The sequence below is a fragment of the Clostridium simiarum genome, assembly GCF_018919175.1.
Classification (GTDB): domain Bacteria; phylum Bacillota; class Clostridia; order Clostridiales; family Clostridiaceae; genus Clostridium_L; species Clostridium_L simiarum.
This window is the reverse complement of sequence record NZ_JAHLQL010000008.1, coordinates 1-20,583: the sequence shown is the minus strand read 5'-3', so window position 1 is coordinate 20,583 and position 20,583 is coordinate 1. Positions and strand designations below refer to the sequence as shown.

At 31.3% G+C, this 20,583-nt stretch carries 18 protein-coding genes and 1 tRNA gene; 6 read left to right on the top strand and 13 right to left on the bottom strand.

Annotation, left to right across the window (positions count from 1 at the left end; translation table 11 throughout):
- The first annotated feature begins 302 nt into the window (after nt 1-302).
- Nucleotides 303-869 carry a cob(I)yrinic acid a,c-diamide adenosyltransferase gene (locus KQI89_RS15995; RefSeq protein ID WP_216457933.1) on the top strand — a complete coding sequence of 189 codons (567 nt, stop codon included), beginning with the start codon at nt 303-305 and terminating at the stop codon, nt 867-869.
- A 74-nt stretch (nt 870-943) separates the two neighbouring features.
- On the opposite strand, the gene KQI89_RS15990 is transcribed toward KQI89_RS15995, so the two are convergent.
- From KQI89_RS15990 to KQI89_RS15980, 3 genes are read right to left on the bottom strand one after another with little or no spacing between them, the layout of a single operon-like run.
- Nucleotides 944-1,939 (bottom strand): M42 family metallopeptidase, encoded by a 996-nt coding sequence (locus tag KQI89_RS15990; RefSeq protein WP_216457932.1) that lies wholly within the window; start codon nt 1,937-1,939, stop codon nt 944-946.
- Nucleotides 1,940-1,976: 37 nt separating this feature from the next.
- Nucleotides 1,977-2,990 carry a M42 family metallopeptidase gene (locus KQI89_RS15985; protein WP_216457931.1) on the bottom strand — a complete coding sequence of 338 codons (1,014 nt, stop codon included), beginning with the start codon at nt 2,988-2,990 and terminating at the stop codon, nt 1,977-1,979.
- The gene (locus KQI89_RS15980; RefSeq protein ID WP_216457930.1) at nt 2,981-4,021 is read right to left on the bottom strand and encodes a M42 family metallopeptidase; all 1,041 of its coding nucleotides are present in this window, start codon (nt 4,019-4,021) and stop codon (nt 2,981-2,983) included. Before KQI89_RS15980 ends, KQI89_RS15985 begins: the two co-directional genes overlap by 10 nt.
- Before the next feature lie 283 nt (nt 4,022-4,304).
- Here KQI89_RS15980 and KQI89_RS15975 point away from each other — a divergent pair, with 283 nt between their 5' ends.
- From KQI89_RS15975 to KQI89_RS15960, 4 genes are all read left to right on the top strand, one after another.
- Nucleotides 4,305-4,973, top strand: coding sequence for a DUF969 domain-containing protein (locus KQI89_RS15975; RefSeq protein ID WP_032123178.1), 669 nt, complete (start codon nt 4,305-4,307; stop codon nt 4,971-4,973).
- A gap of 13 nt (nt 4,974-4,986) precedes the next feature.
- The gene (locus KQI89_RS15970; RefSeq protein ID WP_032123179.1) at nt 4,987-5,916 is read left to right on the top strand and encodes a DUF979 domain-containing protein; all 930 of its coding nucleotides are present in this window, start codon (nt 4,987-4,989) and stop codon (nt 5,914-5,916) included.
- 105 nt (nt 5,917-6,021) lie between these two features.
- Entirely contained in the window at nt 6,022-6,663 is a 642-nt protein-coding gene (gene pcp / locus KQI89_RS15965; protein ID WP_032123180.1) for a pyroglutamyl-peptidase I, read from the top strand.
- 238 nt (nt 6,664-6,901) lie between these two features.
- Nucleotides 6,902-7,576 carry a Crp/Fnr family transcriptional regulator gene (locus KQI89_RS15960; protein WP_216457929.1) on the top strand — a complete coding sequence of 225 codons (675 nt, stop codon included), beginning with the start codon at nt 6,902-6,904 and terminating at the stop codon, nt 7,574-7,576.
- Nucleotides 7,577-7,765: 189 nt separating this feature from the next.
- On the opposite strand, the gene KQI89_RS15955 is transcribed toward KQI89_RS15960, so the two are convergent.
- The 8 genes from KQI89_RS15955 to KQI89_RS15920 all read right to left on the bottom strand — a co-directional run bounded on the left by KQI89_RS15955 (nt 7,766) and on the right by KQI89_RS15920 (nt 18,697).
- Nucleotides 7,766-8,407, bottom strand: a complete 642-nt coding sequence (locus KQI89_RS15955) for a DUF975 family protein (RefSeq protein ID WP_216457928.1) — start codon at nt 8,405-8,407, stop codon at nt 7,766-7,768.
- Nucleotides 8,408-8,557: 150 nt separating this feature from the next.
- A complete protein-coding gene (locus KQI89_RS15950; RefSeq protein ID WP_216457927.1) occupies nt 8,558-9,553 on the bottom strand; it encodes a LacI family DNA-binding transcriptional regulator in 996 nt (331 codons plus the stop codon).
- Nucleotides 9,554-9,639: 86 nt separating this feature from the next.
- Nucleotides 9,640-10,515 (bottom strand): DMT family transporter, encoded by an 876-nt coding sequence (locus KQI89_RS15945; protein ID WP_216457926.1) that lies wholly within the window; start codon nt 10,513-10,515, stop codon nt 9,640-9,642.
- A 19-nt stretch (nt 10,516-10,534) separates the two neighbouring features.
- Nucleotides 10,535-12,229: an amylo-alpha-1,6-glucosidase gene (locus tag KQI89_RS15940; RefSeq protein ID WP_216457925.1), complete on the bottom strand. Its 1,695-nt coding sequence runs from the start codon at nt 12,227-12,229 to the stop codon at nt 10,535-10,537.
- 281 nt (nt 12,230-12,510) lie between these two features.
- On the bottom strand, nt 12,511-15,603 hold the full coding sequence (ebgA, locus tag KQI89_RS15935) for a beta-galactosidase subunit alpha (protein ID WP_216457924.1): 3,093 nt from the start codon (nt 15,601-15,603) through the stop codon (nt 12,511-12,513).
- 17 nt (nt 15,604-15,620) lie between these two features.
- On the bottom strand, nt 15,621-16,445 hold the full coding sequence (locus tag KQI89_RS15930) for a carbohydrate ABC transporter permease (RefSeq protein WP_032123187.1): 825 nt from the start codon (nt 16,443-16,445) through the stop codon (nt 15,621-15,623).
- The gene (locus KQI89_RS15925) at nt 16,432-17,397 is read right to left on the bottom strand and encodes a carbohydrate ABC transporter permease (RefSeq protein WP_343216387.1); all 966 of its coding nucleotides are present in this window, start codon (nt 17,395-17,397) and stop codon (nt 16,432-16,434) included. The genes KQI89_RS15930 and KQI89_RS15925 overlap by 14 nt, the downstream gene beginning before the upstream one ends.
- A gap of 76 nt (nt 17,398-17,473) precedes the next feature.
- Complete coding sequence (locus KQI89_RS15920; protein ID WP_216457923.1) at nt 17,474-18,697, bottom strand: ABC transporter substrate-binding protein; 1,224 nt, start codon at nt 18,695-18,697, stop codon at nt 17,474-17,476.
- Nucleotides 18,698-19,412: 715 nt separating this feature from the next.
- On the opposite strand from KQI89_RS15920, the gene KQI89_RS15915 reads away from it, so the two are divergent.
- Entirely contained in the window at nt 19,413-19,892 is a 480-nt protein-coding gene (locus KQI89_RS15915; protein WP_032123189.1) for a PTS sugar transporter subunit IIA, read from the top strand.
- An 83-nt stretch (nt 19,893-19,975) separates the two neighbouring features.
- Here the strand turns inward: KQI89_RS15915 and KQI89_RS15910 are convergent, their stop codons facing one another.
- Both KQI89_RS15910 and KQI89_RS15905 read right to left on the bottom strand, forming a co-directional pair.
- Nucleotides 19,976-20,122: a hypothetical protein gene (locus KQI89_RS15910; protein ID WP_187117431.1), complete on the bottom strand. Its 147-nt coding sequence runs from the start codon at nt 20,120-20,122 to the stop codon at nt 19,976-19,978.
- Between the two features lie 310 nt (nt 20,123-20,432).
- A tRNA-Lys gene (locus KQI89_RS15905) sits at nt 20,433-20,508 on the bottom strand.
- Between the last annotated feature and the right edge of the window lie 75 nt (nt 20,509-20,583).

Sequence of the window (20,583 nt, the reverse complement as noted above, 5' to 3'; positions counted from 1 at the left end):
GGGAATCTAAAAATCTCTTCACCCTATGAAACAATCTTAATGTTTTTGAAGTTCCCGGCTCTATACATATTATAAACATAAAAAATAAATACTAATCTATAAGAAGATAAAAATATTTCATGAAACAGTATTGCTTACAATGTTTTTATGGTATAATCTAATTAATAAATACTATTATTTGATTACATTTATTAACAGATTTTCAAAGTTATATTTTGTAATTTGTGGGTAAAAATATATGACGCCTTTCCCTTTTAATATTACGATAAAAATAACTAAAAGTCTAATAAGGAGTGAAATTTATGGCTATATATACAAAAACAGGTGACAAGGGTTCCACTGGTAACTTGCTAGGTGAAAGAGTATCAAAAGCAAGCACCTTCATAGAGCTCCAAGGAGACATAGATGAACTTAATGCTCATGTAGGATACTTGAACTATATTTTAATTGAAAATACCATTATTAAAGAGGATATTAAAAATAGACTTGTTGGAGACCTCATAGAAATACAAAACGCCCTATTTAACATGGGTGTAGAAATATCTATGAATTTTACAAAAGGCAAATTCCTTCCTAGCCATCCTAAATCTTTAGAAATCGAAATTGATTGGATGACAAATCAAATGCCACCTCAAACTAAATTTATTTTGTATAGTGGAAGTAGGGAAGGAACTTATGCTCAAGTGGTAAGGTCTATAGTTAGAAGATCAGAAAGAGTTTTCGTAAAATATTTAAATGAAAAAGAAGTAGAATCATATCCTGATAGCTACCAATATATAAATAGACTTTCAGACTTTTTCTTTACCTTTGCTAGATATATAAACTTTATACAGGATAAACCAGAAACTGTAATGAAAGAATGGAAGTAAAAATTCTTTAAAAAGATAATAAATTTAAAAGGTTTCTTAAAACTAAGTAGATTTAAGAAACCTTTTAAATTACTTTAAATGAGTCCTAGGATTAATTTAATACTATTCTTTATATCCTGAATATTTATCATCTCTTCATTAGTGTGTATATATCTGCAAGGCACTGATAATACTGCTGTTTTTACCCCGCTTCTTTCCTTATGAATAGTGGCTCCATCTGTCCCCTCTTCTCCAACGGAATACTGTACTTTAATATCAGATTCTTGTGCTGATTTTTCTAATATTTCCTTAGCCTTATGGTGAACCACTAAAGTTCTATCTATTATTTTTATGGAAGGTCCTTCTTCAAGGGAGATGTTACTCTTACCACCTGGATAATCTCCAGCTATTTCTGCATCAATCACTATAGAATAATCTGGTTCAATATGGTAGGCAGCAGCTCTAGCCCCTCTTCCTCCTAATTTATTTTGTGTGCTAAATACAAAATAATATTCTCTATTTAAATTTTCTAGATAATTCTCATGATTTTTTATATTTTCAGCTAAGTTCTCTAAAACTTTAAGAAGAATGTAACACCCTATCCTATTATCCATATAAGGAGCAACTAAATTGTCACCTATCTCCAGCACTGCTCCGTTAAATTTAGCTACATTTCCTTCTTTTATTAAAGCTAATGCTTCCTCTCTATTTTTTACTCCTAAATCTATAAATAAATCCTCAATACCTGCATCCTTTTTAGCTGAGCATATCCTTCCTAAAGTCCCATTTTCAAAGGTTACAAAATTATTTATCATATTTGCTGCCTCAAAATCCCCAAGAGCACCTACTCTTACAAAACCTTTATCATCAATGTAATTAGCTATTAATCCCATAGAATCCATGTGAGCACAGAACATAAGCTTATCTTTGGTTCCTGGAGTTTCTGTAAGATAAACTATTAGATTTCCCATCTTATCTTCTTCACAATCAAAACCCATGGATTTTACTTCTTCTTCTATAACCTTTTTTACTTCATCTTCATGACCACTTACACCAAAGGCATTTATCAATCTATTTAATAATGCATCCATTTACTATACCCCCATTTTATATTTTGTAAAGTTTAAATTATCCATTATTCACATCAATGGATTTTAAATAGGTTATAAGTAGATTTTTAGTATTTTTTACATCCTCCAATGATGCCACTGAAACAGAGGAATGAATATATCTGCAAGGTACTGATATAGTGGCGATTTTAGCTCCTTCACCACTTCCATGAATTGCAGCCGCATCATTTCCGCCAGCTATGGCTCTTCTTCTTTGGTAAGGTATGTTTTCTTTTTCTGCAAGTTTCATTATATCTTCTGCCATATCTTCATTAAAGATGCTTGTCCTATCCATTATAGAAATAGCAGGTCCCTTACCTATTTCTGTAGCTCTTAAATGATCTGATACTGAAGGCATATCAGCACATATAGTACCTTCTAAGACTATTCCTATATCAGCCTTAACTCCATAAGCTGCTACAAAGGCTCCTCTTTCTCCAATTTCCTCCATAACATTAAAAGTTGCATATAAGTCACAGGAATAAGTCTCCTTTAAGGCTTCTATAAGCACATAACAACCCATTCTATTATCAAAGGCTTTTCCTTTTATTAAACCCTCTCCAAACTCCTCAAACTCTGTAGAAAATATTACATATTCTCCTAAGTCTATTAGGGATTTACTCTCTTCTTTAGAGTTACTTCCTATGTCTATACAAGAATCTCCATATGAAATATTCTTTAACCTTTCTTCTCCGGATTGAAGATGTATAGGTTTCACCCCTATAACTCCTGGTATCTTTTTCTTACCTATATAAACTACTTTAGAGGGAATTACTTTGTTATTTACTCCACCTAAAGCACTAAATCTAAGAGTACCATCTTCATTAAAACCTGTTATTATAAATCCTACCTCATCCATATGAGCATCTACCATTACTCTTGGTCCTGCTCCCTTTTTATGAGCTATTATATTTCCTATTCTGTCTATTTTTATTTCATCTACATAAGGCTTTATTTCTTCTTTTATTATCTCTCTTATATCTCCTTCAAAACCAGAAGGCCCTGAAGCATTACAAAGCTTTTCTAGAAGCATAATAATTCCTCCAATTCATCACCTTTTAGCTTTTCAATAAATTTAGCGATTATTCTACCAGTATTTTTTATATCATCTAAATTTATAACCTCCACAGAGGTATGCATGTACCTAATTGGAATGGATATTAATAAAGTAGGGATTCCTTCCCTTGCTATTTGAATATCCCAAGCATCTGTGCCTGTATTTCCTGGTTCTACCTCTACTTGATAAGGTATATTGTATTCTTTAGCAAGACTTGTAAACTTTTCTCTTACCTTAGGATGAATGTTAGGTCCTATACATATAACTGGCCCAAGCCCTAATTTATTATCCCTGTCTTCATCTCCTAACTTTCCACTATCAAAGGTTGTATCTATGGCAATTCCTATATCTGGATTTATTTCATGACTAGCCACCTTAGCTCCCCTATGACCTACTTCTTCTTGAGCTGAACATACAAAGTAAACATCTAAATCATGATCTATTCCCTTAAGCTCTTTAGCTACGGAATATAAAGCTGTAACTCCAGCCCTATCATCTGTAGCCTTGCAAGTTACATTATTATTTAAAAGTTCCTTGAATTTTCTATCTAAAGTTACATAATCCCCTATATTAACTAAACTTTCTAGGGTTTCTTTACTATAGCCTGTATCAATTAAAAGTTCATCGGTTTTTACTGCCTTTTTTCTGTCCTCATCACTCATAAGATGTGGTGGCTTTATGCCTATTATCCCTTTTATATCTTTCTTTCCGTGAATTAAAACCTCTTGAGATACTAAGGTTTTAGGATCTATACCAAAAGCTTTAAACCTTAAAAAACCCCTCTCTTCAATTGAAGTAATCATAAGAAAGATCTCATCAGCATGAGCCATAACCATTATTTTGCCTTTATTCTTTCCTTTTTTATGTATACACATATTATTAATATTATCTACAGTGATTTCCCCAAATTCACCAAAGATGTCTTCTAGTAAAGGATGTACCCAATGCTCTCTTCCACTAGGTCCATGCGCTTCACATAAGACCTTCAAAACTTCTTTTTCTTCCATGCTTATCCCCCTTTATTTTTTGTCCCTACTATTATATTTTACCATAAATTTTATATAAAAATACAAATCCATATTGCATAATTGGTATTTTTTGTAGGCTTAACTATAAAAATATGTAAATTTTACCCTATATTTTTAATATTTTTTCAATATACTTTTATTTTTGTATCCTAGACTACTGAAATTTATCTTTATTACATTTATAATTAGTTCAATATATACTTATATATAATCTTAATTTTCTAATTTGTCAAATAATAAAGAAAAAGAAAGGGTGGTAAAATTGTTCAAACTCATCGGTATTTTAATTGTTATTATTGGTTTTGCACTAAAACTTGATACTATTGCTGTTGTATTATTATCAGGAGTTGTAACTGGACTTATAGCAAAAATGAGCTTCTTTAATATATTGGAAGTTCTCGGAAAATCTTTTGTGGACACACGATATATGACACTATTTGTGCTTACTCTTCCTGTAATCGGTATTTGTGAAAGATATGGGCTTAAAGAAAAAGCTATAGATCTTATTAAAAAGGCTGGTAGCCTTACTACTGGAAGACTATTATCTTTATACCTTCTAATAAGAGAGGTAGCTGCTGCCTTATCTTTAAGACTTGGTGGCCATCCACAATTTATAAGACCTCTTATAAATCCAATGGCTCAAGGAGCAGCTATTAGTAAACATGGTGAACTAGATGAAAACGATGAAGACAGCATAAAAGGACTTGCTGCTGCTGCTGAAAACTATGGTAATTTCTTTGGACAAAATGCCTTTATTGCAAGTTCTGGTGTATTGCTTATAGTTGGTACTTTAAGCAAATTAGGTTATGAAACTACTCAATTAGATGTGGCTAAGGCATCAGTACCTATTGCAATAATAACCTTTATAATAGCTACAATTCAATTCTTATTAATGGATAGAAAACTTAATAAGAAATATAAATCAAAGTAAGGGAGGCATGAAAATGGATATAAAACAAATTTCAAATTTCCTTCTAGAATTCTTTTACATGCTAAGTGGAGTAATAATGTTAGTTACAGCCTTTTATACACTAAAAGATAGTAAACATACTGCAAAAATTGGAACTGCTATGTTTTGGGGCATTTTAGGTATTATATTCATAGCTGGAAAAATATTGCCTCCTGCTTTAGTTGGAGCCTTACTTTTAGTAATGGGAGCCTTAACTTTAACTAAGCAGGTAAAAGTAGGTACCATAATTCATCCTGCTGATGAATTTAGAGAAGCTCAAGCTAAAAAGATTGGTGGTAAAATATTTTTACCTTCTATTATATTAGCTATTGCAGCATTTGCTATAGCTCAATGGACAAAATTAGGCGGACAAGTTGCTATAGGTCTTTCAGCTGTTGCTGGATTACTAGCTGCTTTATTTGTTACAAAATCCCCAGCTAAAAATGTAGCTGTTGACGGTAACAGAATGTTACAACAGGTTGGAGCTGCCAGCATATTACCACAACTTCTTGCAGCCCTTGGAACAGTATTTACTGCTGCAGGAATTGGCGAAGTTATATCTCAAGGGATATCTTCTATAATACCTAATGGAAATATCCTAGCTGGAGTTATAGCTTACTGTGTAGGTATGGCTGTATTCACTATGATAATGGGAAATGGATTTGCGGCCTTTACTGTTATAACCGCTGGTATAGGTATACCTTTTGTATTTGCTCAAGGAGGTAATCCAGCTGTAGCAGGAGCACTTGCTCTAACTGCAGGATTCTGTGGAACTCTTATGACTCCAATGGCAGCAAACTTTAACGTAGTACCAGCTGCTCTTTTAGAGATGAAAAATAAGAATAAGGTTATAACAACTCAAGCTCCAGTAGCCATTTTACTTTTAATCATACATATTATACTTATGTATTACTTGGCTTTCTAAAAACTTATACTAGAAGTATTACGAGCATCTTATATTCTAATGAAAGTAGAGAGGATGCTCGTAATTATAATAATTTAGATAAATTAACCTAAGGAGGTATATTAAATGAAAGTTTTATTAACAGGATTCGATCCTTTTGGTGGTGAAAGTATAAACCCTGCCCTTGAAGCTGTAAAAAGAGTTAAGGATAATATAAGTGGAGCTGAAATAATTAAATTAGAAATCCCGACTGTATTTAAAAAATCCGTAGAAACTCTTAATAAAGGTATAGAAGAAAACAAGCCTGATATAGTTATATGTATAGGTCAAGCTGGCGGAAGGTTTGACATAACTCCTGAGAGAGTGGCAATAAATATGGATGATGCTAGAATTAAGGATAATGAAGGTAACCAACCTATAGATGACGCCATATTTGAAGATGGCGAAAATGCATATTTTGCTTCATTACCTATAAAAGCTATGGTAAAAGAAATGAAGGATAATAACATCCCAGCTTCTGTATCTAACAGTGCAGGAACCTTTGTATGTAACCACATAATGTATGGATTATTATACCTTATAGATAAAAAATATCCTGGTGTAAAAGGTGGTTTCATACATGTTCCTTTTATACCTTCACAAATCATAGAAAAAAAGAATATGCCATGTATGTCCTTAGAAGATATAACAAAAGGACTAGAATTGGCTATAAAAGCTGCTGTAGAGCATAAAGATGATATCAAAGAAGTAGGCGGCAAAATCTGCTAATTTAACTTAAATATTTTAAAAATTAAATTACATTAAAAAACTTTATCATATAATTCTATAAAAATATATTTTATGATATAATAGTTTATTGAAATCCATATTGTTTTAAATTTATTTAGCAATATGGATTTTAATTTTAATATAGCTTAGAAATAATGGTTTTTTTACCATATTCATATTATATCTAACTAGATCTCTCATATATTTCTAAAATATTTTAGAATAAAAGGAGTCAAAAATGTATAAAGAGTTATTTGATGAAGAAAAACAGAATAAAATGAGGAATTTCTTTATAAATGATTTTGCCCCTTTGGGAAACGTGTACAATTATAGTAAAAATGAAGTTATAAATATAAATGAGGATTCTTTCGTTGCCGTAGTAACAAGGGGAAGGGTTAAACATTCTCTCTATGATACTAATGGTGGGGAGAAGCTACTCTACTTTCTTAAGTCTGGAGAAATTTTCGGTGAAGTTGACTATTTTACAGGTAGCAAATTAAGTCTTATAGTTAAAACTATGGAGCCTACCACTATTTCAGTAGTTCCTGGTAACATTTTAGATGAGTTTCTTATATCAAAACCTATGGCCTATAGATATTTCATACATAGCATATCACGAAAATATAGAATATCTATCTTTCAAATATCCGATATGCTTTTTAGCTCTTCAAATCCTAGAATTGCTGATACCATATATCGATTGGCCTTGCAAGATTTAACCTATGTAGATGGAAATTACATTATAAATACGGCTATGACACATCAGGATCTTGCCGATCTTATTGGTTGTTCTAGAGTAACCGTAACTCGTACCCTAAAAAGGTTAAAAACAGAAGGGGTTATAGACGTAAAAAATAAAAAAATAATAATAAAAGATTTGGATAAACTAAAAAGTCATATTGAAACTTTTTAAATTATTAATATTTCTTTTTTATTAACTCCTTAAAAACAGAACTGCTCATAAACAAACATTTGTAAATTTTCACGGATAAAAAACCATGCATATAAGGAAATTGTTTTTCTTATATGCATGGTTTTTTAACTATATACAAGCTTTTATGCAGGTTTGAGTAGCCTCTCTTATTGATCCAAGATTTACACTCTAATCTCCGTCATAACTATTTTCTTCAAAGGAATTATCTAAAGGTCTTATCATTAAATCCTCATAGAAGTTTGTCTCTGAAAGCTTAATATAAGGTCCTAACCACAGCATTCCTATCCCTAAAGTAAATATTGATAATATGGCCCATCCTATAAAGCTTAATTGCAATAGAAAAAGCCTTCCTTTATTACCATTCATATAACTCCTGCTCATTTGTAGTGCTTCCATAGGTGCTATGTCTGGATTATCTGCCATAATATAAAAAGCCTGTGAGTAACTTAATAAGGCAATTATACCTGGTATAACTAGAAGACAGCTCCATAAAGCCACAAATACTTCTATTAAGACCCCTAATATTAGTGAATTAGTAAAATTATTAAATCCACTAAAAAGTAACTCATAAGGTACATTTTCATTAGTTCTTTTAAATTGCAAAAAGAACTTTGCAAGTCCTAACATCATAGGACCTTGTAATATTAATGCAATAAATCCTCCTGCCCTAGGTACTCCTCCTATAGCTAAAGTTATAATTAAATATATAAGAAATCCTAAAATTGCATTTCCCCATCTACCCTGTAGTTGGAATCTTGCAATATCCTTTAGTTCAGCATTTCCTCTGTGGTAATTACCTTGTTCATACATCTAAGCTCACTCCCATCTAAATAATTAGTATTACAAATACTACCTACTTATAATAATATGCTCTATTTCAAATTTATAGATTACCTTACTAATCATTATAGTAACATTATACCTAATTGGAGTCAGCTAATTCAAACACTATTTTTTCAACTATTCTAAAGCCTTGCAACTTTCCCTTATTATAAGCTTTGTTGGTACAATAACTTTTTTACTTATCTTTCGTTCATCTTTTATTCTTTCCATTAATAGTTGAACTGCCGTTTCACTCATGAACTCTGTGTATATTTTCATTGTGGTTAAAGGTGGTACTATATATTGAGCAGTAGATATATCATTAAAGCCTATTATGCTTATATCTTCTGGTATTTTAAGTCCTTTTTCTAATATAGCTTTGTAAGCCCCTATGGCCATAGAATCATTTGCTATAAAAAATGCAGTAGGATACCTTCCATTATCTAATATCTCTTTCATAAGTCTGTATCCACTTCCAGGGGTAAACTTACCTAATCTTATAAAATCCTCATGAAGCATATCCTTAGATTTCATATATTTGTAGTAAGCTTTTTCTCTAATGTCATCCTCTATTTCTCCCTGTTCTGTATAGTCTCGTCCACCAATGAATCCTATAGACTCATGTCCTAAAGAAGTCAAATAATCCAAAGCCTTCTTAACAGCTCTTTTCATATCTACTACAACACAATCATAATCTCCCTCTTCAGGACAGTTATCAACAAAAACAATATTACTATTGGTATTTACTAACCTTCTTACTTCTTTATCTGTAAAACCCCCAATAGCGATTATTCCATCCAAGTTCTTTGCTTTGTGGTCTTTTTCTTCCTTTTCAATGTTTAAGTACTCTATCTTTTCTTCCTGTAGTATACCTTCAATGGAGTGTCTTATAAAAAGATAGTATGTATCTTCAATCTCTTCTCTATCAGAATAACCTTTTACTATGCCTATTCTTAGTGTAGGCTTTTTACCTTTTCTCTCTTTTGTAGTGACATATTCAAGTTCTTGAGCGATTTCAAATACCTTTTTTCTTGTAATATCCGATACATTTAAGGTCTCATCATAATTTAAAACTCTAGAAACTGTAGCTAATGATACTCCTGCTCTCTCAGCTATATCCCTAATTGTAGCCATAAATATTACCTACCTTTCTATCTATTCTATAACACTTTCCATTAAGTGAAATGCACTACTTTATTTTCTTTTAAAATATATTATCTCTAACCAGTACTAGGCTTTCTCCTTATAAAAGAAAGTTTTGTTTCTGTAATTATTATAGCTAAGAAAATTATAATACATCCTATAAACATTTTTAAACTAAGCTTTTCTCCTAATAAAATTACAGAGGCTAATGTTCCAAACACTGCTTCTGTAGATAGGATTATTGCGGTTTTTGTAGCGCTGGTATATTTTTGGGCAACATTTTGAATGAGAAATGCTATAGTTGTACTTACAACTCCTAGGTACATCACAGACATTATTCCTTTACTTGTAATAGGCGAAGCATTTTTCGTAAAAAGCTGTGCTATCATGGATAATATAAAAGCTGCTATCATCTGTACTATTGTTAATTGTATAGGATTATGCTTTTGAGCATAATAACCTATAGAGGTTATATGCATAGCAAATCCTAAGGCACAAACTAAAGTTAATAGATCTCCAGATTTAATAGTAAATGATCCTTCTAATGTTAGAAAACTGATACCTATTATAGTAAGAAATGCTCCTATAGCAGAATATTTATCTGGTCTTTTTTTAGCTAATATCCAATATAAAAACGGAACTATCACCACATTTGTGGCTGTAATAAATGCATTTTTTGATGGCGTTGTATATTGAAGTCCTATAGTTTGAAATGCAAAGGCTATGAAAAGAAAACATCCAATCAAAGCCCCTGCTTTAAAAGTAGCAATGTTAATTTTTCTAAATTCCTTCCAAAATAAAACAACCATTAAAATACTTGATATAAAAAACCTATAAGTCATTATTTGAAAAGGGGCTAGGTTTGCATCAAGTGCCATTTGTGAGGCTACAAATCCTGTACCCCATATTATGGCAACCAATGCTAATGATAAATCTGCAGTCTTATTTTTCATTAAATCATCCTTTACTACTTTATATTAAATACTTATTAGCAAGCATTAAGAACACACTTGATGTCCAAGTAAATGCAGGATCTACAAGTCCTTTGCCATCTATAGGATCAAAATTTTCTGCCATGCCTCCTATAAGAGTTGCATTACAAAATCTCTTTGCAAGCTCTCCAGCAAATTCACCCTCTCCACATTCTTTTAAGGAATCTATTATTAACATCATTACAGGTGCCCATATAGGACCTAGCCAATAACCGTTTTCCTTATAATATTTGCTATCCATAGCTTCTGTAGCAAGACCGTACTTACTTAAATATTTCCCTTCTATTTTAAGCTCTTTTAAAAGCTCCTCTTTAATGTGTTTTGGAAGTTTATCTCCAAGGACTATTGGCATCATAAGTATAAGGCTGTTCCCATCATTTAAATTTTCCTTTGTATCTACCTTAATGGCTGTAAATCTATTATCTTTCCATAGATCTTTTATAAGCTTTTCTAACAGCTTATCCCCTTCACTTATCCAATGCTCAGCCTCTGACTTTTTATTAAGCTCTTCGGCTATTTCAGAAAGAATATACATCTGCTTTACTAAAAATGCACTTAAATCCGGTGATTGTACAGGAATACCCTTATGAAATATAGATGAATTATCCCAACCTGAATCATTACCATGTTTATAAAAAGGTAGGTCCTCTTCATTATATCTTCTGTACTTTAGCCAGTACTCTGTGTTTAGCTTAATTGCATTATAAACAGTATCTAATATTTCTGGCTTCTTAAAATACTCATTCTGCTGCTTCATATATCTAAAAGCCCACCCATATATAGGAGGCTTACAACAGCTAAAAGAAAGGTATCTATCATTAATAAAGTCTGCAAAAACTCCACTTTCATCCTGATGGTCTATAAATATCATCAATTGATCTAGTGCAAGCTCTGGATTGTTTTTACTTAAAGCCATGGCATTAAAGCAATTATCCCAACTCCAAATGTTATACATCCAGTTTTTAGACATATACATTGCAGGTCTTTTAAGCATCCCTTCCGGCTTAACTACAGAAGACCAAGTTATATATGAAGCAAGATCTCTACTGCTTTTATACTCCTCTGGTACCTCTAAAACCTTATCCTTCCACTGCTTATATTCATTTTTAACCAACTGTTGAGACTCCAAAAAAGACATGTATTCCTTAGGCTTCCATACAGTTTTATAGCTTTCTAGAGCTATATCAACTTCATTACAATCATCATAATTAAAATCCATTATTACATGAGTATTTCCTATCATATCCCAAGGAGCATCTAATTTAACTGTACCCTTAATTAAGGACAGCATTAGCTTTATTTCTTTAGAGTAGCTATGAAATTCTAGCTTATTTTTATCATAGATCATTACATTATCATACTTATTTTTAACCATGGAAAATCTTATCCCACAATTTTTGGATACTATTCTGATTATATCATATTTAGGTATGCATATTTCTATATACTTTTCTTTATCTTCTATATGATAAAGGCTTAATTTTGTCTCATCTACCTTTAATGAAAATTTCTGAGGGACACCTGCCTCAGTAAGCTCTAATTTAAATAACTTACTAGGTGATTCATCCCCTCCATGTAGGTCCCTTATATAAAGTTCATTATCTTTATCATCATAAGAAATGGCAAAATAAGATCCAAATCTACTAAATGGAATTTTACTAATATCTAAATTCATACCTATTCCTCCTTTAGAATCACTTAATCTTATATAATCTTGTCCTGTTATAATTTTAAACTCTTACTATTCCTTATTAATAATTACCTTGTGTTATGAGTGGTGGCCCTAGGATAAGATCATAAGTTAGTACAAAATCAGAGCTTTTAGTTTACTGCTCAAGTTGGATTGAACTAAAAGCTACACCCTTTAAAGCATATCTAAACTAAAAACTACATACCCATGAAGCATATCTAAGCTTCAAAGGGAGTGAAAACTCCCCCTAAAACCTAGAACTCTATTTATCCTATTATTCTTTTACTTAACTCAATTTCACTTGTTTCTTGCCTTTTAAAAGGTGCTAAAGTTAAGTTGAAACTAAAAGGAGTAAGCTGAAGTTTATAAGCTGGAAGTTGTTCTTGTCCACAGCTAGCACTTCCAAGGCCATTTTGCTTATAATCTAAATTAAGAACTACAAAATCCCTTCTAACTAGCTCATGCTCATGTTTTGCTTCTTCTAAATCTTCCTTTGTGTAATCATGTATACTAAATTCCATAAATTCATCTGCATAAGCTAACATACCAAGTTCTCTTAAATTGGTTACAGATACCCATTTAACATCCGTTCTATTTCCATTTTCTTGAGGATATATATAAGGCGTATGCATATCCTCTACCTTTTTTCTATATACACCAATTTTTCCTGATAACTTACTATCACTATAATTCTCTCCTGGGCCTCTACCATACCAAGTAACCTTATCAAAATCTCTGTTTAAAATTAATTCAAGTCCTATTTTAGGAATCATTTCAGGCATCTTATACTCTGAGTTTATAGTACTACCTTCTATCTTAAGTTTTATCTTCCCATCAGCATATATCTCATATATATATTTAGCTTTAACTGCCCATCCTTGATTTGGAGGTGCTATATGGGTAAAATGATTAATTTCTACGAAATTTTCTTTTAACTGCCATGAAAATTCCTCTGTTATATGTTGCATCTTATGCAAAAAGTATTTTTCTTTCCAATCTTTTATTACATACATATCATTATCTATAGGTGCTCTCCAAAAGTTTAGTTTTGGTCCTTCTTTAATTACTTCAATATTTTCATATATAAACTTATCCATAGATCCAAAAATCTTGCTGAATGCTATTTTAAAGTTAGAGCCTCTTACATAAAGATTAGTTTCATTTTCTTCTACTTCTAAAATCCCTTTTATAGGTTCTGTTAATTTTATTTCTTTAATTGGTAGTAAAAACTGTTCAAATGCAATTTCATGACCATATTTTGCCCAAGGCATATCTTTATTTAATTTATAGCTTAACGTTAACCAATAATCTGTATTAGCTTTAACATTACTTGGAATTTTATAAGGTATGGATAATATACCTTCTTCCCCTGGTTTTATTTCATTTATGGATAAAGACCCGGAATCTAATATTTTATCATCATAATTAATAGACCAGTGGATTGATCCAAAACTTAAATCTATAAAGTCATAAAGATTTTTTACTCTTATCTTTCCCTTTGTTAAATCCTCTGCTTCAAACTTCACAGGCTCTATAACCTTTTTATATTCTATAAGTGCTGGTGAGGGAGTTCTATCTGGAAACAACATTCCATCTATGCAGAAGTTTCCATTATGAGGATACTCGCCAAAGTTTCCACCATAGGCATAAAACTTTTTCCCTTCTTTATTTTTAGTTTTTATTCCATGGTCATACCATTCCCATATAAATCCACCTTGGAGCTTATTATACTTTCTAAAAACTTCTTGATATTCTTTAAGTCCCCCGGGACCATTTCCCATAGCATGGCCATACTCACAAAGTATGTGTGGTTTTTTAATTTCTTTATTTTCCCCTATCTCTATGAGCTTTTCAAGCCTTGTATACATGGTGCTATAAACATCTGTTATTTTTATTTCTCTGTCCTCTTCATAGTGAATTAACCTAGAATTATCAATATTTCTACATGCATCTCTCATCTTTTCAAAGTTAACACCAAAGGAGGATTCATTACCTAAAGACCACATTATTATACTTGGATGGTTTTTATCCCTTTGAACTAGTCTCTCTGCTCGATCTACATAGGCTTTTTCCCATTTAGGATCCTCAGTTATCCATTTATAATTACCTGTAAGTTCAAAGCCATGACACTCTAAATCTGCTTCATCTATTACGTATAATCCATAAATATCGCATAAATCATAAAAGTAACTATTATTAGGATAATGAGCAGTTCTTACAGCATTTATGTTATGCTTTTTCATTAATATAACATCTTGCTCCATGACTTCTTTTGAAACAGTTCTCCCCATTTCAGGATGATAATCATGTCTATTTACTCCGTTAAGTAGCACTGCTTTGCCATTTATTAAAAAGTTTTCACCCTTTACTTCTATTTTTCTAAAACCTACTCTTTGTGGTATTACCTCTAAAACTTTATCACTATTTAAAACTGTAACTATAAGATGATAAAGGTTAGGCTCCTCTGCAGACCACTTTTTAGGACTTTTAATGACTTTATCTATATATATTTCTTCTTCACTAAGAGCTTTTAAACCTATGTTTTCTATAGTTTCTGATAAAACTTCATCAAAATTGCTATCTAAAAGCTCATATAAAATCTTAACATCTTTCAAACTTTCATCAGTTACATTTTCAAGAGAAACTTTTATTTTTAAATTTGCATCATTATATTTATCATCAAAATCAGTATTAATAAAGATATCTCGTACACTGATTCTATTTTCTTTTATAATTTCTACATCTCTAAATATACCACTAAGCCACCACATATCCTGGTCTTCAAGGTAAGTTGCATCTGACCACTGATATACTCTTACAGTTAAATCATTTTCACCTATCTTTATATATTTTGATATGTCAAACTCAGAGCACATCCTGCTTCCTTTACTATATCCAACTTCCCTACCGTTAATCCAAACATGAAAAGCACTATCCACTCCGTTAAATCTTAAAATAGTTCTCTCTTTAAGCCAGTTATCTTCCATTATAAATTTTCTTTTATAAATGCCTGTAGGATTTTCTGTAGGTACATAGGGTGGGTTTATGGGGAAAGGATAGTATAAATCCGTATATTGCATATTACCATATCCTTCGATCTGCCAGTTACTTGGAACCTCTATGTTATCCCAATTTTCACTATTAAACTCTTCAACGTAAAAATCCTTTGGTGATAATTCTGGTGCCTTTAAGAATAAAAACTTCCATTGACCATTTAAGCTTTTAAACCCTAAAGAATACTTGTTTTCATAAGTAAGAGCATCCTCTTTGTTTAAATATCTATTAAATTGACTTCTACTTATGGATCTATTTTTGTGAAGTAGGTTTATATCTTCCCACTCTTTATATATTCTGCTCATTTTTGTCCTCCTTATCTTTAGCCTTTTATTCCCCCACTAGTTCCCTCTACTATATATTTTTGTGCAAAAGCAAATGCTATTAGTGGTGGTATAACCATTAATGTTGTAATTGCCATTATTGGTATTGTGTTCGTACTATGAGCACCTTTAAAGGCCGCTAATCCTAAAGGTAATGTATATTTAGATCTGTTTTGAAGGAATATTAATGGTCCTAAATAATCATTCCATACTGACATTAAGTTTAGAACCCCTATTAATATAAGCGGTGCCTTCATCATAGGAACAAATATCTTTAAAAATATTTGAAAGTCATTTGCTCCATCTATACGTGCAGCTTCCTCAAAATCTTTTGGTATACCCATTAAAAACTGTCTAAGTAAAAATATATAATAGGCAGATCCAAAGAAAGATGGTATTATTAAAGGTTTTAAAGTATTTATCCATCCCAGCCACTTAAACTCCATGTATAACGGTATCATTGTAACATCCCAAGGAATCATCATTGTAGCTAAAAGAATCATAAAAATTATGTTTCTTCCTTTAAAGTTATATCTTGCAAAGCCGTAAGCTACTAGCGATACAGATATTAATGTACCCGCTGTAGTTAAAACAGCTATTAATGTAGAGTTAAGCAAGTATAATCCAAAGGGTTGAGATTTCCACGCTTCTGAAAAGTTGCTAAATCTCCATGTTTTAGGAAGAATGGTAGGTGGAAACTTCATTGCTTCTCCTTCAGTTTTAAATGCAGTTAGTATCATCCATATAAAAGGGAATAAAAAATATAAGGATAAAACTATTAAAAATATATAAATAACTGTCTTTTGAACTTTAGATAGCTTCATTTATCTTCCCTCCCTTTTTTGCCTTTTTACCAGCAACTTCATTTTCATAAAACACCCACATTGAGGATGATTTAAATATAAGGGCAGTTAACCCTAAAATTATAATAAACATAAACCATGCATTAGCACTAGCATAACCTAATTTAAAGTGCTTAAAAGCATTATTATAAACATACATGCCATAAAAATATGTTGCTTTAGAAGGTCCTCCATTTGTTAATAGAAGAGCAAGAGTCAACTGTTGCAATGCTCCTATAGTACTAGTTATAAGATTAAATAATATTGTAGGGCTTAAAAGAGGTAATGTTATTTTAAAGAATCTTACTAAAGGTGTTGCCCCATCTATAGCGGCTGCCTCATATAATTCTACTGGAATATTCTTTAACCCTGTATAGAATATAAGCATCATAGTTCCAAGTCCCCATACACTTGCAATAACCATAGCCATCATAGCCCAATTAGGATTACTTAGCCATCTTGGTCCTTCTATTCCTACAAGAGATAGTACATAATTTAAAATCCCATATTCAGAGTTAAGTATCCATCCCCATATTATTGAAACGGCAACTCCTGAAACTACTGAAGGCAAATAAAAAATAGTTCTAAAGAAACCAGAGCCTTTAACAGGTTGAGAAATTAATATAGCTAATATTAAAGACACAATAATATTAAGAGGAACAAATAAAGCCGCAAACTTTACGGTAATAAGTAATGACTTTCCAAACTGAGGGTCCTTAGTAAACATTTGAATATAGTTACCCAAACCTACAAATTGTGGTTTTCCTATAACAGGCCAATTAAAAAAACTCATTACTAAGGAAAATATTAGAGGTATTAATGTAAAAGCTAAAAATCCTATTACCCAAGGTGATATGAATAATAGAGGGGTAATAGATTTTTTTGCTGATAAAGGCTTCTTCTTTTTTATATCTAAGCTCTTTGCCATATCCATAACCATAACCTTCTTCCTGAATATTTAATCGGAAAGGCTACCTAAATTTTAAGTAAAGGTAACCTTTTTATATGTATTATTTAACCATTGTGTCTAATGTAGATTTAGGATCTGCACTTACTTCTGGATTAAAAATCATTGAAGTTGCTTGTGATATTTTTTCATTGAATTCACTCCAGTTATCTACCTTAAATGAAGATGGTACATGTCCCTCACTTTGCTCTAACATCTTATAAAATACTGAGTAAATAGGATCATCTACTAACTTTTCAGATTCAGCAACATTCTTTAATACAGGAAGTTCAGTTTTTATTCTTATCTTATTTGCCTCCTCTGAAGTATAGAATTTAATAAATTTCCATGCTGCTTCCTTATTTTGAGATTTATTATATATAGCCATTCCTGAAGAATTTACTACGCTTACGGATTTCTTATCCTTTTGAAATCTTGGAAGTTGAACCACTCCAAAATCTATATTCTCATCTTTCAGTCCTTTAATTGCCCAAGCACCACTTACATACATACCTATTAATCCTGATTTTATCTCTTTTAGTCCTCCACCTTCTGAAACTATAGCTATGTTGTTTTTTACCATGTTTTGAAACCTAGTAAATACATCAATGGATTTAGCTGAGTTTGCATGCCCTTCTAGCTTCTTATTATCACCTATAAATTCTGTTCCATTACCCCATAAATAGTGCTCAAAATCATATGGGTCTGGCTCCATTGGAAATACAAATCCATATTGCTTCTTATCTGGATCAGATATCTTTTTTGCTATTTCTACAAAATCATCCCATGTCCAATCCTCTTTAGGATAAGGAACATTTTTATCATCAAATATTTTCTTATTATAATATACAGCATGAGTAGTATAACCTATAGGAAGTCCATAAGTAACGTTGTCTATTGCATTATAGTTAAATAACGCTTCATAAAAATTATCTTTTTTAAAGTCTGTATCTTTTTTCATCCAATCATCTAGTGGCTCTAATCCATCTTTGTACATAGGATAATTCCACATATACATAACATCAGGTGCATCTCCAGCTCCAAATCCTGCGGCTATTTTTGTATCAAAGTTATCCCCATAAGCTTCTAGCTCTACTTTGATATCTGGATTTGCCTCTTCAAATTTTTGTACAAGTTCCTTTTGAACGTTAAGTTTGTCCTCTGTATCCCAAGTTGCGAATCTTATTGTAGTTTGTCCACTATCCTTTTTAGGTTCAGATTTTCCACAACCTGCAAAGATAGAAACTAGTAAAACACATGAAGTCACCAAAGAAACAATTTTTTTCATAAAATAACCTCCTTAAATTTATGCTTTTACAAATAAATTATATGTCCACTAATTATAGAATAAATATGTTTTACTAAAATGTCAACGTTTTCTTTAATTATTTTACTTATTTTTATCTATTTTTTACTAAAATATTTTTCCTCTTACTTTATTACCTTATTTAATAATTCAAAAATGTTAATTAATTGTATCCTTTTGCAAGGTATATTGACAAAGGGTTTAATAAAATTTATAATTAGGAGAGAAACGTGTTACTGTTAAATCAGGCATAAGTTTTAGTACTTATGCCTGATTTATTTTTATCAGATTGCCATCATTGCTAGTACACTTTTATAAGGAAACTCATCTTCAAAAATCCAGATGAGTAAACATATATTACCAAATCATAAATTTGGGATATCCTCTTAAGCGGTATATAAAGCAATACTATGCATCTGAATAAGTTCTTATAAAGCTCAGATGAAGAGAGGTGTTCCTCACAAGTAAACTCCATCTGAACCTAGGAATCAATTGAGCCTATAATAGTATTTTATAGATATTCCCAATCTAATTTACTAAAAACAACATTTAGTCAAAGCATGTTAGGCTTTAAAACACCCAATTAAAATCCATATATTGATTTTAAAAAACAATATTACAAATTACATTTTGGTAATTAATAAAGAAAGGATGTGAATTTTCTAGGCTAGATTTATCTAGAGACTAGAAGAATTATATGTTTGGATTTTTGAAAAAATCTTATGAATTATTAGCACCTGTTACTGGAAAGGCTATAGACCTATCACAAGTTCCTGATGAGGTATTTGCTCAAAAGATGGCTGGTGATGGAGTTGCTATAGATTCTACAGGCGATACCTTTGTAGCACCTGCAGATGGAAATTTAACTATGATATTTAAAACTAATCATGCTTTTGCTATGACATTAGATAATGGAGCAGAAGTACTAGTTCATATAGGTCTCGATACCGTTGAACTTCAAGGAGAAGGTTTTGAAAGACTTGCTACTGAAGGTAGTGATGTAAAGGCTGGTACTCCTATAGTTAGAGTAAATAGAGATTTTATAAAAGAAAAAGGATATTCCCTTATTACTCCTATACTATTAACAAATCCAGATGCAATAAAAGAAATGTCAGCAGTGAAAGATATCAATGTTGAGGCAGGAAAAAATAAAGTTATAGAATACAAAACAAAATAAAAAAGGGTAAATAAATGCTAAAAGCTTCTCATAATCTAGATTATGAGAAGCTTTTATATTTTTCATTCTTATATAGTATTTAATTAAAAATGCTCTGTTATTTCCTTCTGTATCCTTTTTAAATCCTTTAATCTTAAGTTCGTAACTTCTCTTATTCTATCCCAGTCTTCTCCTGCAATAAGCATATCTCTAGCCTTGTCTCTAGCATCATTAGGATTATTCATTTCCATAGTTATATGTCCCCTTCCATTTGATTTTTATTTTTTATATTTATACTATTATATTTAGCTATTTTAGTTTTATTATGAATTAATTTTTTAATATATAATAAACATATATTGCCAACTTAAAATAGTAGTACCACCTGAATGAAAATATTAATATATAAAAAAGTCTAAAATATTAAATATATTTTAGACCTCTTAAAAATATTACTTATTTCTAAAAAAAATAGCAAATCAAACTAATAAGTTCCTCTATCCATTGAATATATAATAAATTTATCATAAAATAAAAAAACCACTCCAAAAGAGTGGTTTTTGGTGACTCACCGGGGAATCGAACCCCGGACACCATGATTAAAAGTCATGTGCTCTACCGACTGAGCTAGTGAATCATGCTAACCTGGCGACGACTTACTCTCCCACAAGGCCTCCCTTGCAGTACCATCAGCGCTTTAGTGCTTAACCAT

Bases quoted from the DNA above. Each gene is read 5' to 3' on its own strand.
- KQI89_RS15920 (WP_216457923.1), bottom strand. From the start codon at position 18,697: ATGAAAAAAATTGTTTCTTTGGTGACTTCATGTGTTTTACTAGTTTCT.
- ebgA (WP_216457924.1), bottom strand. From the start codon at position 15,603: ATGAGCAGAATATATAAAGAGTGGGAAGATATAAACCTACTTCACAAA.
- KQI89_RS15915 (WP_032123189.1), top strand. From the start codon at position 19,413: ATGTTTGGATTTTTGAAAAAATCTTATGAATTATTAGCACCTGTTACT.
- KQI89_RS15945 (WP_216457926.1), bottom strand. From the start codon at position 10,515: ATGAAAAATAAGACTGCAGATTTATCATTAGCATTGGTTGCCATAATA.
- KQI89_RS15950 (WP_216457927.1), bottom strand. From the start codon at position 9,553: ATGGCTACAATTAGGGATATAGCTGAGAGAGCAGGAGTATCATTAGCT.
- KQI89_RS15955 (WP_216457928.1), bottom strand. From the start codon at position 8,407: ATGTATGAACAAGGTAATTACCACAGAGGAAATGCTGAACTAAAGGAT.
- KQI89_RS15985 (WP_216457931.1), bottom strand. From the start codon at position 2,990: ATGCTTCTAGAAAAGCTTTGTAATGCTTCAGGGCCTTCTGGTTTTGAA.
- KQI89_RS15980 (WP_216457930.1), bottom strand. From the start codon at position 4,021: ATGGAAGAAAAAGAAGTTTTGAAGGTCTTATGTGAAGCGCATGGACCT.
- KQI89_RS15990 (WP_216457932.1), bottom strand. From the start codon at position 1,939: ATGGATGCATTATTAAATAGATTGATAAATGCCTTTGGTGTAAGTGGT.
- KQI89_RS15970 (WP_032123179.1), top strand. From the start codon at position 4,987: ATGGATATAAAACAAATTTCAAATTTCCTTCTAGAATTCTTTTACATG.
- pcp (WP_032123180.1), top strand. From the start codon at position 6,022: ATGAAAGTTTTATTAACAGGATTCGATCCTTTTGGTGGTGAAAGTATA.
- KQI89_RS15930 (WP_032123187.1), bottom strand. From the start codon at position 16,445: ATGAAGCTATCTAAAGTTCAAAAGACAGTTATTTATATATTTTTAATA.
- KQI89_RS15960 (WP_216457929.1), top strand. From the start codon at position 6,902: ATGTATAAAGAGTTATTTGATGAAGAAAAACAGAATAAAATGAGGAAT.
- KQI89_RS15910 (WP_187117431.1), bottom strand. From the start codon at position 20,122: ATGGAAATGAATAATCCTAATGATGCTAGAGACAAGGCTAGAGATATG.
- KQI89_RS15925 (WP_343216387.1), bottom strand. From the start codon at position 17,397: ATGGATATGGCAAAGAGCTTAGATATAAAAAAGAAGAAGCCTTTATCA.
- KQI89_RS15940 (WP_216457925.1), bottom strand. From the start codon at position 12,229: ATGAATTTAGATATTAGTAAAATTCCATTTAGTAGATTTGGATCTTAT.
- KQI89_RS15995 (WP_216457933.1), top strand. From the start codon at position 303: ATGGCTATATATACAAAAACAGGTGACAAGGGTTCCACTGGTAACTTG.